Here is a 15,220-nt window from a genome sequence, read left to right on the forward strand (position 1 = left end):
CTCAACCACTGCGTCTTGCTCGTCAATCCAAAGACAATTGAGAGGCTAGGACTTTTGTCCCAGACTCTTTTACATTTTTATCCAAAGCCTATCACTGTCAGCCCTAGCAGACGGACCCCTCGTGGTTGTTCCTCCAAACTATCATAAATTTCATGGGCGACCCGCTCAATCAATTCCGCTTCTCTAGTCTGTTGATCCAAGGTCCGCCTTTTGGTTAGAGTTGAAAAATCAGCGTAGCGGATTTTGAGGACAACCGTCTTACCGGCTTTCTGGTGCTTATCTAAGCTGAGAGCTACCTTAGCCGCCAGGCGAGTCAGCTCTTTTTTAATATCCTCTTCGCTATAGAGCAGCTTGGCATAGGTTCGTTCCTTGCCAATGGACTTGCGAATACGATTGGTTTTGACAGGAGAATTGCTAATCCCCCGTGCCTTTCGATAAAGGTCAAAGCCAAAACGCCCGAATTTATCAATCAAGGTCATTTCCGGTATCTTGAGTAGATCCGCTCCAGTATAGACGCCCATCTCATGCAGTTTCTCGACACTCTTCTTGCCAACTCCGTGAAACTTGGCAATGTCCATGGGGGCTAAAAACGCCTCTGCCTCCTCGGGCAGGATGACGGTCAGACCATGCGGTTTTTGGTAATCACTGGCAATTTTGGCCAGAAATTTATTGTAAGAAACGCCTGCTGAAGCGGTTAGCTGCAGTTCATTCCAGATATCATGCTGGATCAGCCTAGCAATCTTGACCGCAGATTTGATACCCAGCTTATTTTCCGTCACATCTAGATAAGCCTCATCAATGGACATCGGTTCGACTAGGTCAGTATAGCGCTTAAAAATTTCGCGAATCTGTAAACCAACAGCCTGGTATTTTTCATAATTCCCCGAGATGAAAATCCCCTGCGGACACCGCTCATAAGCTTCCTTGGAGCTCATAGCCGAATGAACCCCAAACTTTCTGGCTTCATAATTACAGGTCGAAACTACGCCACGCCCACCTGTCTGACGAGGATCGCTACCTATAATCACTGGCTTACCCTTAAGCTTGGGATTATCCCGCTCTTCCACCGAAGCAAAAAAAGCATCCATATCAATATGGATGATCTTTCTCGATGTGTCATTGATAAGCGGAAAAATTAACATACCGTCTCCTAGAATCTTTTAAAGCATAAATAAGCAAGTCACAATGACGAGAGTCTTCTTGTAATCTTTATTCACTAGGAGATAAACACTGCCGAATAGAAAACCAGCCAAACAAGTTAATACTCCTGTTAAGACACTTCCCTTTGACAAGATATGCATCAAGCCCCATGTCAAACCTAAGAGAATACCGCCATAGGGAATTTTATCATTTTTAAACCAAGTCTCAAAAGCTTTTTGTCCGAAAACCAATACCAGAGAAATCAAGAAACTTTCAGCAGCATAGTAGATATATTGAAATAGAAATTTCAACCAACCCAAATGCTGAAATTCAAGCAAAATTTTGAAGCCCTTCCAATCCCAGTATTGGACAAGTGTAATAAGGATAAAACTCAAGACAACCGCCAACCATTGCCAAACAGATACAGTTTTTTTCTCCGTTTTCAAAAGGTCAAAGCCAGTTTGTTTTTTAGCTAGAGCAATAATAGCGAATCCTAAACCTAACCAGCCCAGACTAGTTACTATCCAGTGAGCAATCATCTGAAACTTTGTAGCGTGATAAATTGAAATCCCCAAAAATCCTTCCACTGTCACCAGTAATAATTCAAATAAAAAGGCAGCAATAGTATACAAGGCTAACCACAGAAAATCAAAACCCATAATATTTTTACTTTTTTCCATGATAAGCCCTCCCTTAACTTTGTAAACTATCTAAGTTTATTAGACTCTTTTTCTGTTTTCATTTAATTTTTCAAAATTATAACACAGTTTCCCTCTGTTTGTCAAACTGTATTATAAAAGAATGTCCGATTTCTCTATGAAAATCGTTTGTGAAACCGATTACCTTGTGATATACTTTAAATATAAATGTAACAGATGCTTGTTACTAGAATTAAGAGGAAAATCAAATGGTTGTTAAAACAGTTGTTGAAGCTCAAGATATTTTCGACAAAGCTTGGGAAGGCTTCAAGGGTGTAGACTGGAAAGAAAAAGCAAGTATTTCTCGCTTCGTTCAAGCTAACTATACGCCTTATGATGGTGACGAAAGCTTCCTAGCAGGACCTACTGAGCGTTCTCTTCATATCAAGAAAATTGTTGAAGAAACTAAGGCTCATTACGAAGAAACTCGTTTCCCTATGGACACTCGTCCAACATCAATCGCTGATATCCCTGCTGGTTTCATCGACAAAGACAACGAGCTGATCTACGGTATCCAAAACGACGAACTCTTCAAGTTGAACTTCATGCCAAAAGGTGGTATCCGTATGGCTGAAACAACTTTGAAGGAAAATGGCTATGAACCTGATCCAGCTGTTCACGAAATCTTCACAAAATACGTGACAACTGTTAACGATGGTATCTTCCGCGCTTACACTTCAAACATCCGTCGCGCTCGTCACGCCCACACTGTAACTGGTCTGCCAGATGCTTACTCACGTGGACGTATCATCGGTGTTTATGCTCGTCTTGCTCTTTATGGTGCAGACTACTTGATGCAAGAAAAAGTAAACGACTGGAATGCAATCAAAGAAATCGACGAAGAAACCATCCGTCTCCGTGAAGAAGTAAACCTTCAATACCAAGCTTTGCAACAAGTTGTTCGCTTGGGTGACCTTTACGGAGTTGACGTTCGTAAACCAGCTATGAACGTGAAAGAAGCGATTCAATGGGTGAACATCGCCTTCATGTCAGTCTGCCGTGTTATCAACGGCGCTGCTACATCGCTTGGACGTGTTCCAATCGTATTGGATATCTTTGCAGAACGTGACCTTGCTCGCGGTACATTTACTGAGTCAGAAATCCAAGAATTCGTTGACGATTTCGTTATGAAACTTCGTACAGTGAAATTCGCTCGTACAAAAGCTTATGACCAATTGTACTCTGGTGACCCAACCTTCATCACAACTTCTATGGCAGGTATGGGTAACGACGGTCGTCACCGTGTTACTAAGATGGACTACCGTTTCTTGAACACACTTGACAACATCGGTAACTCACCAGAACCAAACTTGACAGTTCTTTGGACCGACAAATTGCCATACTCATTCCGTCGCTACTGTATGCACATGAGCCACAAACACTCTTCTATCCAATATGAAGGTGTAACAACTATGGCAAAAGACGGATACGGTGAAATGAGCTGTATCTCATGCTGTGTGTCACCACTCGACCCAGAAAACGAAGATCAACGCCACAACATCCAGTACTTCGGTGCTCGTGTAAACGTATTGAAAGCCCTTCTTACTGGTTTGAACGGTGGTTACGATGATGTTCATAAAGACTACAAGGTATTTGATATCGACCCAATCCGTGACGAAGTTCTTGAATTTGAATCAGTTAAAGCAAACTTTGAAAAATCTCTTGACTGGTTGACTGACACTTACGTAGATGCTTTGAACATCATCCACTACATGACTGACAAGTACAACTACGAAGCTGTTCAAATGGCCTTCTTGCCAACTAAACAACGTGCTAACATGGGATTCGGTATCTGTGGTTTTGCCAACACTGTTGATACATTGTCAGCTATCAAGTACGCTACAGTTAAGCCAATCCGTGACGAAAATGGCTACATCTACGATTACGAAACAATCGGTGAATACCCACGTTGGGGTGAAGATGATCCTCGCTCAAACGAACTGGCTGAATGGTTGGTTGAAGCTTACACCACTCGTCTACGTAGCCACAAACTTTACAAAGACGCTGAAGCGACAGTATCACTTCTGACTATCACATCTAACGTTGCTTACTCTAAACAAACTGGTAACTCACCAGTCCATAAAGGAGTGTACCTCAACGAAGACGGTAGCGTGAACTTGTCTAAATTGGAATTCTTCTCACCAGGTGCTAACCCATCTAACAAGGCAAAAGGTGGATGGTTGCAAAACTTGAACTCACTTGCTAGCTTGGACTTCAGTTACGCAGCTGACGGTATCTCATTGACAACTCAAGTATCACCACGCGCTCTTGGTAAGACTCGTGACGAACAAGTTGATAACTTGGTAACAATCCTTGATGGTTACTTCGAAAACGGTGGACAACACGTTAACTTGAACGTTATGGACTTGAACGACGTTTACGAAAAGATCATGAGTGGTGAAGACGTTATTGTTCGTATCTCAGGTTACTGTGTAAATACTAAGTACCTCACTCCAGAACAAAAAACTGAATTGACACAACGTGTCTTCCACGAAGTTCTTTCAATGGATGATGCACTTAGCTAAGCCTCTTTCCTAATCTTAAAACCAGCTAAAAATCAGCTGGTTTTATTTTGATTTATTGCGATAGCTTTGGTCATTTGTGTTATAATAGAGTTATTGTGAAATGAGGAAAAGGGGATGAAATGGCTGAGAACATTTCTATGAAAGAAGAAAAAGATCTTAATCTGGCCGTGGATGTCATCATGTTAGCAGGTACACTTCTCTTGCAAAGTGGCTCTGAGATTTACCGAGTTGAGGACACGATGATCCGCATCGCCCATTCGCAGGGAATCATGGACTGCAATGCCTTAGCCATGCCTGTCGCTATTTTCTTTTCAATTGAAAACACCAATATTTCGAGAATGAAGCGGAATATCCATATGAACTACAATATCGAGAAGGTCTGTGATGTCAATCAGGTTTCTCGGCAACTGGTCAGTGGTGCAATCAGTCTAGAAGAGGCTTTTGAGCAGCTGAGGACACTCAAATCAAAGAAAGTTCCTTATAATAAAAAAGAGCTAATTACGGCTGCAACGCTTAGTGCTCCCTTCTTCTCCATCATGTTCGGCGGGAATTTCTACGATGCTATTGGGGCTGGAGTGGCAACATTATTTGGTTTTTCCTTCTCCCTTTATGTCGACAAATACATTCGGATTCCTTTTGTCTCGGCCTTTGCTGGAGCCTTCGTCTTCGGATTATTGGCCCAGGTCTGGGCCCGTTATTCAGGTTTCGACTCAACAGCAGATTTGATTATCGCAGGTGCCGTCATGCCCTTCGTCCCAGGAATTGCTCTGACCAACTCGGTACGAGACATTATGACCAACCACATCAACTCCGGAATGAGCAAGCTCTTTGAATCGCTTCTCATTACTCTTGCCCTTGGTGCGGGCACTTCTGTTGCCCTTGTTTTAATGAAATAAAATTATGACACTACTCACATTTATTCTGCAAGCAATCGCTAGTCTGCTTGCCATCATCCTTTTTTTAATCGTTCTAAATGTCCAACGCAGCATGCTCATCCCTGGGGGCATTTTGGGAATGAGTACTTGGCTCCTTTACCTCCTGCTCAAGGGACCGACCAATGTTATTGTGGCAACTTTTATCGCCGCGATCATCGGCTCCTGTTGCAGTCAGATTCTCAGTATCGTCCTCAAAACGCCGGCTGTTGTTTTCATTTTAGCCATTCTGGCTCCCCTGGTTCCCGGCTACATTTCCTATCGGACAACCGCCTTTTTTGTGACAGGTGATTACAGTCAGGCTATGGTCAATGCCACCTTAGTTGTAATTCTAGCTTTAGTTATCTCCATCGGGATGGCCAGCGGGACTGTAGTACTGAAGATTTACAACTATTTGAAGAAACGTCAAAAAAAGACTACTTAGATTACTAGTTCTAAGAAAGTCCACCAAACATAAGGCGATCTGCCCATCCTTGTAAAATGTATGCAGTCATCTTTGCTGAAACAGGCAAAGATGGCTTTTCTACAGCAGCTCATCAGACTGGATAGAAATCGAGCTTCCTCCAATTTTCCGCATTTTTGTACAAAATCCGTCTTAAGTCTGATTTGGACAGATTAAGCGTTTTTTATAAGAGTTTTACCTCTAAGTATGGTAAAATAGTGTTCAGATAATATTAGATATCAAAGGATTTAAAGAGGTCTTACTATGACAATCGGAATCGATAAAATCGGTTTTGCAACAAGCAATTATGTTTTAAAATTAGATGATTTGGCTGAAAAACGTGGCATCGACCCTGAAAAATTAAGTAAGGGCCTCCTACTCAAAGAATTGAGTATTGCACCCATTACAGAGGATATTATTACTTTGGGGGCTTCTGCTGCCGAATCTATTTTATCAGAGAAGGACAAGCAAGAAATCGACATGGTCATTGTCGCAACTGAATCTGGGACTGACCAAAGTAAAGCTGCGGCAGTTTTTATTCATGGCTTGCTCGGCATCCAGCCCTTTGCCCGCAGTTTTGAAATCAAAGAGGCTTGCTATGGAGCCACGGCAGCACTTGACTATGCCAAGCTGCATGTTAAACAGTATCCTCAAAGCAAGGTCTTAGTGATTGCTAGCGATATTGCTAAATACGGTGCCCATACTCCGGGAGAACCGACTCAAGGAGCTGGTTCTATTGCAATGCTCATTAGTCAAAATCCACGGATTTTATCTTTCAACGAAGATAATGTAGCACAAACACGTGATGTTATGGATTTTTGGCGTCCAAATTACTCGACTACGCCATTTGTTAACGGAATCTATTCTACTCAGCAGTATTTGGACAGCTTAAAGTCAACTTGGGCTGAATATCAGCAGCGCCATAAAGTCTCACTCAAAGATTTTGCGGCCTACTGTTTCCACTTGCCTTATCCAAAACTGGCCCTTAAGGGCATGAAAAAAATCATGGATAAAACCCTGCCAGAAGACCAGCAGCAAATTCTAAAGGATAATTTCGATAAATCTATTCTTTACAGCCAAAAAGTAGGAAACATCTATACTGGCTCGCTCTTTCTGGGCCTGCTGTCCCTTTTAGAAAACTCTGACAATCTAAAGGCTGGTGATAAGATTGTTCTCTTTAGTTATGGCAGCGGAGCAGTGGCTGAAATTTTCAGCGCCAATGTGGTGGACGGCTATGAACAGCAACTTTCAACAACACGCCTCCAAGAATTAGATCAACGCCTGCCTGTATCCATCCCTGACTATGAGCAAATGTTTTTTGAAGAAGCCCAGCTAGATGAAAACGGGAATGCTTACTTCAGCGGTTATGAAAATCAGGTCTATGCTCTGACTGAAATTGCTGAGCATCAGCGAAAATATATTAAAGTTGAGAAACCGCTATGAAGCTAAATTGGACTGGATTTTCAAAAAAAACACCCGCTGAACGGCTAGAGTTCCTAAAAGAGAAGGAGCTGATTGATTACGAGCATTGGCAGCAACTGGCAGAGCAGCAGACCCTCTCTCTGGAAACAGCAGATCAGATGAGCGAAAATGTCTTAGGCACTCTGGCTCTCCCTTATTCCATCGCACCTGATTTTCTGGTAGATGGTAAACTTTATCAGGTTCCTTTTGTAACAGAAGAACCTTCTGTTGTTGCCGCTGCCAGCTTTGCGGCCAAGATTATCAAACGTAGCGGGGGCTTTACAACCACTGTCCACAACCGTCAGATGATCGGTCAAATTGCCCTCTACGATGTACCAGATGTCAGCTCAGCTCTTCATCAAATCCAAGAAAAGAAAGCTAATTTGCTGGAACTGGCCAACCAAGCCTACCCTTCCATTGTCAAACGGGGCGGCGGTGCTTGTGACCTGCGGACAGAACTTCTGAAAGGAGAGACCGATTTTCTGGTCGTTTATCTTCTTGTCGATACTCAGGAAGCCATGGGAGCCAATATCCTTAACACTATGCTGGAAGCTCTCAAGGAGCAACTCGAGTTATGGACTGGCGGGGAGAGTCTGATGGCCATCCTATCCAATTATGCTACAGAAGCTCTGGTGACAGCTAGCTGTGAGATTGATTTCCGTCTCCTCAGCCGTGACAAGACCGAAGCGGAAAAGATTGCTCGAAAAATGGTTCTAGCCAGCCAATTTGCTAAGGCTGATCCTTATCGCGCCAGCACCCATAATAAGGGGATTTTTAACGGCATTGACGCCGTTGTTTTGGCAAGCGGCAATGATTGGCGCGCCATTGAAGCTGGGGCTCATGCCTACGCTGCTCGTTCAGGCTCTTACCAAGGCCTGACCAGCTGGATAGCTAACTGGACAAATCGCAAACTGCAAGGTCAACTAACCCTGCCTATGCCTATCGCAACCAAGGGGGGCTCTATTGGTCTCAATCCGACGGTTGCAGCCAGTTTTGACCTTCTAAATCAGCCTACAGCCAAAGAGTTGGCTAGCCTAATCGTTTCTGTCGGCCTGGCGCAAAATTTTGCGGCCCTCAAAGCCCTCGTCAGCACAGGCATTCAGGCTGGGCATATGAAACTGCAAGCCAAATCCTTGGCTCTTCTGGCAGGTGCGCAAGAACAGGAAGTTCCACTCTTAGTTAACCGACTAACAGCTGAAAAGAGCTTTAACTTATCTCTTGCCCAAGAGATTTTGAAAGATCTACGAAAAAAGAATCAATAAACATAAAAATCACATGCGGTCTGTTTTTTAACAGACTTTCTGCATGTGATTTTTTGCTTAGTTGTCCCTTATCTGACTGAGTTGATCTCGGCCTTCTTTCAGACGACCGTAAAGCAAGTAAGGGACTTGTTTTAGTTCTTCTAGATTTCGACAGGAAAGGGCGCACATGAGCAGACGCAGATCAGTCTTCCAACCGTTAAGGATGGCAACAACTTCATCTACTGAATGATGTTCGACCAATTCCAGCATTGTCCGAGATAGACCGACTGCTTTGGCGCCTAGAACCAAGGCCTTGATAATATCTAATGGGTGGCGGACTCCTCCACTGACTAAAAGTTCGGTCTCTTCCCGCAAATCCTGTAGATTGAGCAGAGCCTGCAGGGTGGTCTGACCCCAGTCATTGAGATAATCTCGCTGCCCGCTTCTGCGATTTTCGATGTAGGCAAAGCTAGTTCCTCCGCGACCAGAAATATCAAAGGTCTTGACTCCCATAGCCCGAGCCGCCTCTAGACTCCTACGATCCAAGCCAAAACCAACCTCTTTTACAACAATTGGCAGAGATAGCCTGTCCGCATAATCTTTGAGATGGTGTTTCCAAGCTCGGAACTCCCGCTCACCTTCTGGCATCAGAAGTTCTTGCATAAGGTTGACATGAAGCTGCAGGAAGATAGGCTGTAAGTCGGACACTGCCTGCTGGCCAGCTTCATAGGGCTTGTCCAATCCAATATTAGTAGCTAGTAATAGAGCAGGCCGCTCCTTAGCTACTCTATAAGAATCATCCGCTGGATTTTTAAGAGCAGCACTGTAGGAGCCCGTCACGAAAAGAATGCCACAGGTCTCTGCTATCTGAGCCAATTTCTCATTGATTACTTTGCCTTTTGGACTGCCACCGGTCATTGCATTAATATAAAAAGGGAACTCCCAGTCGCGACCAGCAAAATGAGTTGACAAATCAATTTCGTCTAAATCATATTCTGGGAGCGAGCGATGAATCAACTCCATCTCATCAAAGCTATTGTAGCCCGGAGTCTGCTCCAAAGCGTATTTTATATGGTCATCTTTACGACTCTGACTCATACTCGCCCATCCTTTCTTGGTGTAATAATTCAATCCCTGCTAACTGCCAGCGCTGCAGCAGGATCTGCTTATCTTCGACATTAAAAACCAGCGCAATTCCACAATCTCCACCCCCGGCACCGCTGCTTTTTGCTACACAGTCTAGCCCCTCGGCTGCCGCTTTCAATTGGCTTAATTTCGCTGTATAAATAGCTGGACTGAGTCCTGCTAAAAGACTGCTGACTTCTTCGAGACTGGCCTTTACAGCCGTCTTATCCCCACCTGTCAGAGCCGCAGCCAGAAGATTCACCTGTCGCTGAGTCTGTGATAAAAAGTGATCGTCAATAGCTGACTTAACCTGCTCAACCAAGTCTTTGGAAATAGCTGGCTCCTTAGTCCAACCAACTAAAAAATCACAGGCTAAAGCAGGCTGAATACGACGAATCTGGTAGCCCCAATCTTGGGCAAAAATGGTCATCATATCGGTTGCTGCCAGCTGTTTTCGAATGTGCGCTCGGTCAAAAGAGCGATAATAGACCAAGTCTTCATAGACAATGCAAGCCAAATCACCCATAGAGCCGTTGTCTCCCCGTCGCAGCAGGACAAAAGCGGCCAGCTTAAAAAGCAGCTCCGCATCTACATTCAACTGATAAAATGCAGCCATTGCTTTCAGTGTCAAAATCACAACACTACCACTGGAGCCAATCCCAAACTTTCTCCCTTCCCTTTCCATTTTTCCACTGATAGTCAGAGAAAAGGGCTGGGAAGTGATCCTCTGTGCTAAGAGCCAATCGTTCATGACCGCAATTGTCTCCTGAATCAGGGAATAGTCCGCATCAGGCTCCAAAGAAGCCTGATGATTAAACATATCCGAAGCCAAACGATAGGTAACGGCGGGCTGAATTCTCCCCGTCATAAAAATAGGAATATTTTTAATCAGGGCTGCTTGACCGGGGCTAAGCACAGCATACTCACCCGCCAGATAAAGTTTTCCACAGGTTTTTACAATTCGTTCAGACTTCATCGGGTAAATCCTTTGTTTTAGAAACAATCAGTCGGTATCTTTCTTCAAATATCGGAACCAGGTGATCCAGATCTTCTTCTAAACAAAGAACCTTGACATTCGGCCCAGCATCCATGGTGAAATAACAGCGCTCTCCTTTTTGACGCAACTCCTTGATAAAGTCCATTGCAGCATAGGATTGGTCAGTTAAATAGCTAAAGGGCGGCTGTGCTGTCTGGGTAGTCGAGTGCATGAGCAGGGCATTGCTTTCTGCCAGCTGACCGACCCTATCAAAATCGTTGTCCTTGAGGTAGGTCAGCATATGCCTATAATCCTGCGCAGACTGCTCAACCCATTCCTTAAAATTGCTGGACGTTGCTTGGCAGATCCTCATGCCTTCCCGACTGGAGATGGGTTTCCTTTCATCATAAAGGACCAGCATAATCATAGCCAGTTTTAGATCCGTTTGGACGGGGTAAATAGCACCACTATCCTTATCCCAGGCTGATAAAGGGCCAAAAAAGGAGCGAGCTGAGGAGCCGGAAGCAAATTTAGCCAGTTGAGCCAGCTCTTCTGTTTCATGGCCCGTTTCAAAATAAGCATTACAGGCTTTAACTAGAGCAGACAAGCCACTGGAACTAGAAGAAAGCCCTGCTGCTGTTGGCATATTGTTGCGGGTGTCAATACGGACAAAATCAGCTGAATCCTGTCTGAAGCGATCAATAATGCGCGACATCTTCTCATGCTCGGCTTCATTCTGCAGCTGTTCATTAATATAAAATTCATCTCTCGTCGCGCCAGCTGGCAGGGGACTCAATCTAGTCTCGGTATACATGTTTTCTAAGGTTAGGGAGATACTGCTGGTTGATGGAATCATCTCTTTAGCATTTTCTTTTCCCCAATACTTAATAATGGCAATATTGGCATAGGATTTGACGCTTACAGGCTTTCTATCCATGTGTTTACCGCACCTTTCTCTCTCAGTAGGACGGCTAATTTTTCCGCCTCACCTTTTTCTTTTACAAGGGCAATGATACAGCCACCTAAACCGCCCCCACTCATTTTGGCGCCTAAGGCACCATTTTCGACAGCCAGGCTAACCAGAGCATCTGCTTTGGGACAGGAAACACCCAGCTGAGTCAATTTCTCGTGCGCTTTGGTCATAGTTAGTCCCATGGTTAGCAGATCTTTTGCAGCGATGGCCTTTTCTACAATTTTAGTCAAATTACCCAGCTCCTGTAGTAGAGGCAAGGCTTTTTGTCCTTGATTCTCCACAACTTTGATAGCCTCGCGGGTATGCCCGTAAATACCGGTATCAGCAATCAGTAGATAAGCATTCAGATTCAGTTCAATCTCGCTGAAGCCCAGATTGCGGATGAATTTGATGGCTACATCGCTAAGACAAGTTTTAGCATCTAGACCACTAGGATTCATATGAGCAATCATCTCTGCCCGATTGACTAAGATTTCTAGAGTCTGATCATCCAACTCCTCTTCAAAATAATCAAAGACAGCTCGAATAGCCGCAATACTGACCGCCGCAGACGAGCCCATCCCTCTTTTCTCAGGAACCATGGATTCCACCTGACAGCGAATTCTAGCTTCCTGTTTCCCCAAATGTTCCAGACTCGCAAAAACAGCCATGGACAGGGTATCGTCCTTGTAGAGAGTCCAGGTGGATTCAGATGAAAATACTCGGCAAGTGACCTCAATATTATTCAGTGGCAGGGAGATAGCTGGATAGCCATACACGACCGAGTGTTCCCCCATTAAAATTATCTTACTATGTGCCGTCCCGACACCTATTTCTTTTGTCATTTTTCTTCTCGATAAATCTTTCTCTCCTTTTTATTTTAATATACTTTTACAAAAAAAGCGATTGTTATCTTTGTTTTTCCACGACAAAAAAACTCCAGCATTTCCAGTCTGGAGTTCCTATTTTATAATTCTTTTTTGATCAGGTCCATTAGCTGGTTGCGATCCAAAATCCACTGAGCTCGCTCATCTTTTTCATAAGTTCTGTTAGATAGAAAAATAACAGCCTTTTGCTCAATTCGGTTATACATAATAAAAGTACCCGTATAGCCCGTATGATCCAACCAATTTCCATCTATATTCCATCCCAAACTGCGAGCCTTCCCTGCTTCTCTGGAAAAATTCTGGGTTAATTCAGAAGCGAACTCATCCTGTAGATAATGCTCCAAGAAACGTTTCAAATCCTTTACAGTAGAAAACAGTCCTGCACTGCCAGCATGAATTCCCAGCACACGCGCCTTAGGATCGTGCACCAAGCCCCCCTCTACACCTCGCACCGTCGGTACTGCTTCTTTTACAGGACCAAAACCAGTTTCTGAAAGCTGCCAAGGATCAAAAATTTCCTGCTGAAAGAGAACATCTAAAGACTTGTCAAACATCTCTTCCAACATAAAACCTAATAGCAGAAAATTGACATCTGTATAGCGAAATGACCTATCTTCAAGGACAGTTAGGCGGTTAAGTGCTGCCTTCAGCTCTTGAGCATTCAACTCATTACGATGGGGAATATAAGGATCCAGCCCAGAGGTATGGGTCAACAGCTGCCGCACCGTGACCTGATTATCATGAAAAGCAGGATAATAATGCCTCAAAGGCCGATCCAGCTCTAGAGAACTGCTATGAAACAAAAAAGCAGCTACAGTCCCAACGCCAACCACCTTGCTGACGCTGGCCAAATCATAAACCAGCCCTGGCCGTGTTCCCTCCTTGCGACTGGGATCCGCCAGTCCAAAGTAAAAGTCCAGCCATTGTCCATCCTGATACAAAGCCAAACTGGCGCCAGGATAAATTCCCGCCCTCAGCTGTTCATCAATTTTTCCAAGAATCATTTCGATACTCATGCTTCAAACCACAGTTCAATCTTATTCGGGTCTTGACTGAGTAAAAATTTATCAGACTTAGGTATGAAGATTTCCTGATTTTGAAAAACTTCTTTCAAAAGATTGGTATCCAAGGTGACTAGTTTACATTTCAGCATAGCCAAATCCCAAGTTTTTTCATTACTCACTGACAAGTCTGGCCCAAATGCCTCCTTAAAAACCAGAAAATCACAAGCATTCTCAATCTTTTGATAAAAGGCTTCCGCTTTTTCAACATCAGAAACATGAAGTTCCAGTACCTCAACATCAAACTGGCTGAGCCCAATAAAATCCTCCTGCTTTTTAAATAATGGCACCTCTGCCACTTCTTTAAGAGAAGAAACCTCTGTCTCAGCATGTAGCAAAATCCGATCGCCTTCTGGAGACAAAGCTTCAAAAGCGTAACCGACTTTGCCTCGGTAAAGTTTGAGACATTCCGGTTTTTGAGCTAATAGAGCCTCTATTTCTTTAGGCTCTTGCACTTTAATTATGAGCCTTGATAATTTTTTAGGCCCTTTTACACGACGCGAGCGCATGCTTGGAGATTCTTCTAAAATCAATTTTTCTGTTTTAGTCTGATCTCCCAAAGATAACAGAGCAGCTTCTTCCAACAAGGATTTCATCCCTAGAGTTTTTACATAAAAATCTTGATTAAGATTGCGATTATTTACTTTTATTACCGGAATAATCCTTGTAATATGATTTGTACTCATAACTTCCTCCAAACCATTTTATTGTAATAGATTTTGATTTTTTTTACAAGAAATTATGCGCAAATCAACAATTTTTTAAACATTTTATCTGACCATATTAAAAAACTGAACGAGACGAAAACAGTCCAGTATTCTCCGACCCTTCAGACGATTAATAAGTGGACAGCTGCCAAATAAAAAAGACCGAGATTTCTCTCAGCCTTTGAATGTTTATTATCCATAAATAGCTTTAAACAGAGCAACTGCTGCAATCCCTGCAAGAATCGGAGCTGCAACGGGTACCCAAGCATACCACCATTTTGAATCACCCTTGTGTTCACCAAGGACTGATTTTGGCAAAATAGCGTGCAAGATACGTGGTCCGAGGTCACGGGCAGGGTTGAGACCTGGGCCAGTAGGACCACCAAGTGAAGTTACCAATGCCATAACTAGGAAGCCAAGCGCCAAGTGAGCGACAGAAAGACCAGCTGCTGTGTGAGGCGCAATTTGTGCTTTAAGAGCCAATTGAGAAAAATCAGCTTTTTGACCTGTTTGTTCAGCTAATTGCTTCATGTATTGAAGAGCTTCTGCTCCGAAGTAGTGTTTTGTCAAGCCCATTGCTGCGAAGAAAAGAACAAAGGAACCAACAAACTCATTGACAAACCCATTGATTGTTGCTGCTTTACGAGATTCAGGCGTTCCGTGATCCAGACTTGAAATTGTTGAGAAAGTACCTAAAATATTATTAGGTTTTTCTGTTTTTAAGTAGTAAGGATGATGTGTTGCCACAACCAAAGCCTGTCCAAAGATCGCACCCAAAACTTGCGCAACGATATATGGAGCCACTTGTCCCCATGGGAAGTATCCGCTAATTGCAAGGCCTAAAGTGAAAGCAGGATTGATGTGGTTACCTGAGACATTCCCAAACATCAGAGCTGGAATCATAACCCCCATACCATAACCAACGGCGATGACCAACCAACCACTTTGATGACCTTTGGTGCCCTTTAATTCAACATTGGCTACAGCACCATTCCCCAAAATGATGAGGATAGCTGTTCCTAGAAATTCTGTGGCATATTTAATAGCCCAATTGAAATCCATTTAATTTCTCC

Annotated in this window: 14 protein-coding genes; 5 read left to right on the plus strand and 9 right to left on the minus strand. The window is 43.6% G+C overall.

Annotated features, from left to right (window positions below; translation table 11 throughout):
- Positions 1–77 precede the first annotated feature (77 nt).
- Complete coding sequence (dinB, locus tag SSIN_RS09725; RefSeq protein ID WP_037618503.1) at positions 78–1,142, minus strand: DNA polymerase IV; 1,065 nt, start codon at positions 1,140–1,142, stop codon at positions 78–80.
- Positions 1,143–1,160: 18 nt separating this feature from the next.
- Entirely contained in the window at positions 1,161–1,820 is a 660-nt protein-coding gene (locus SSIN_RS09730) for a hypothetical protein (RefSeq protein WP_037618505.1), read from the minus strand.
- Positions 1,821–2,047: 227 nt separating this feature from the next.
- Between SSIN_RS09730 and pflB the strand changes: the two genes are divergently transcribed.
- The 5 genes from pflB (at position 2,048) to SSIN_RS09755 (ending at position 8,460) form a co-directional block, all read left to right on the plus strand.
- Positions 2,048–4,363 carry a formate C-acetyltransferase gene (gene pflB / locus SSIN_RS09735; RefSeq protein ID WP_037618507.1) on the plus strand — a complete coding sequence of 772 codons (2,316 nt, stop codon included), beginning with the start codon at positions 2,048–2,050 and terminating at the stop codon, positions 4,361–4,363.
- Between the two features lie 137 nt (positions 4,364–4,500).
- Positions 4,501–5,259 carry a threonine/serine exporter family protein gene (locus tag SSIN_RS09740; RefSeq protein WP_156956328.1) on the plus strand — a complete coding sequence of 253 codons (759 nt, stop codon included), beginning with the start codon at positions 4,501–4,503 and terminating at the stop codon, positions 5,257–5,259.
- A gap of 4 nt (positions 5,260–5,263) precedes the next feature.
- The gene (locus SSIN_RS09745; protein ID WP_037618510.1) at positions 5,264–5,719 is read left to right on the plus strand and encodes a threonine/serine exporter family protein; all 456 of its coding nucleotides are present in this window, start codon (positions 5,264–5,266) and stop codon (positions 5,717–5,719) included.
- Between the two features lie 282 nt (positions 5,720–6,001).
- The gene (locus SSIN_RS09750; RefSeq protein WP_037618512.1) at positions 6,002–7,180 is read left to right on the plus strand and encodes a hydroxymethylglutaryl-CoA synthase; all 1,179 of its coding nucleotides are present in this window, start codon (positions 6,002–6,004) and stop codon (positions 7,178–7,180) included.
- The gene (locus SSIN_RS09755; protein ID WP_037618514.1) at positions 7,177–8,460 is read left to right on the plus strand and encodes a hydroxymethylglutaryl-CoA reductase, degradative; all 1,284 of its coding nucleotides are present in this window, start codon (positions 7,177–7,179) and stop codon (positions 8,458–8,460) included. Before SSIN_RS09750 ends, SSIN_RS09755 begins: the two co-directional genes overlap by 4 nt.
- Before the next feature lie 57 nt (positions 8,461–8,517).
- On the opposite strand, the gene fni is transcribed toward SSIN_RS09755, so the two are convergent.
- The 7 genes from fni to gla form a co-directional block, all read right to left on the minus strand.
- Entirely contained in the window at positions 8,518–9,537 is a 1,020-nt protein-coding gene (fni, locus tag SSIN_RS09760; protein WP_037618516.1) for a type 2 isopentenyl-diphosphate Delta-isomerase, read from the minus strand.
- On the minus strand, positions 9,521–10,540 hold the full coding sequence (locus SSIN_RS09765) for a phosphomevalonate kinase (protein WP_037618518.1): 1,020 nt from the start codon (positions 10,538–10,540) through the stop codon (positions 9,521–9,523). Before SSIN_RS09765 ends, fni begins: the two co-directional genes overlap by 17 nt.
- Positions 10,530–11,477, minus strand: coding sequence for a diphosphomevalonate decarboxylase (gene mvaD, locus SSIN_RS09770; RefSeq protein ID WP_037618521.1), 948 nt, complete (start codon positions 11,475–11,477; stop codon positions 10,530–10,532). Before mvaD ends, SSIN_RS09765 begins: the two co-directional genes overlap by 11 nt.
- A complete protein-coding gene (gene mvk / locus SSIN_RS09775; RefSeq protein WP_037618523.1) occupies positions 11,459–12,337 on the minus strand; it encodes a mevalonate kinase in 879 nt (292 codons plus the stop codon). Before mvk ends, mvaD begins: the two co-directional genes overlap by 19 nt.
- Positions 12,338–12,459: 122 nt before the next feature.
- Positions 12,460–13,395: a serine hydrolase domain-containing protein gene (locus SSIN_RS09780; RefSeq protein WP_037618526.1), complete on the minus strand. Its 936-nt coding sequence runs from the start codon at positions 13,393–13,395 to the stop codon at positions 12,460–12,462.
- A complete protein-coding gene (locus SSIN_RS09785; RefSeq protein ID WP_037618529.1) occupies positions 13,392–14,126 on the minus strand; it encodes a CppA N-terminal domain-containing protein in 735 nt (244 codons plus the stop codon). Before SSIN_RS09785 ends, SSIN_RS09780 begins: the two co-directional genes overlap by 4 nt.
- Before the next feature lie 213 nt (positions 14,127–14,339).
- Entirely contained in the window at positions 14,340–15,209 is an 870-nt protein-coding gene (gla, locus tag SSIN_RS09790) for an aquaglyceroporin Gla (protein WP_037618531.1), read from the minus strand.
- Between the last annotated feature and the right edge of the window lie 11 nt (positions 15,210–15,220).

This window comes from Streptococcus sinensis (assembly GCF_000767835.1).
GTDB classification, from domain to species: Bacteria; Bacillota; Bacilli; order Lactobacillales; family Streptococcaceae; genus Streptococcus; species Streptococcus sinensis.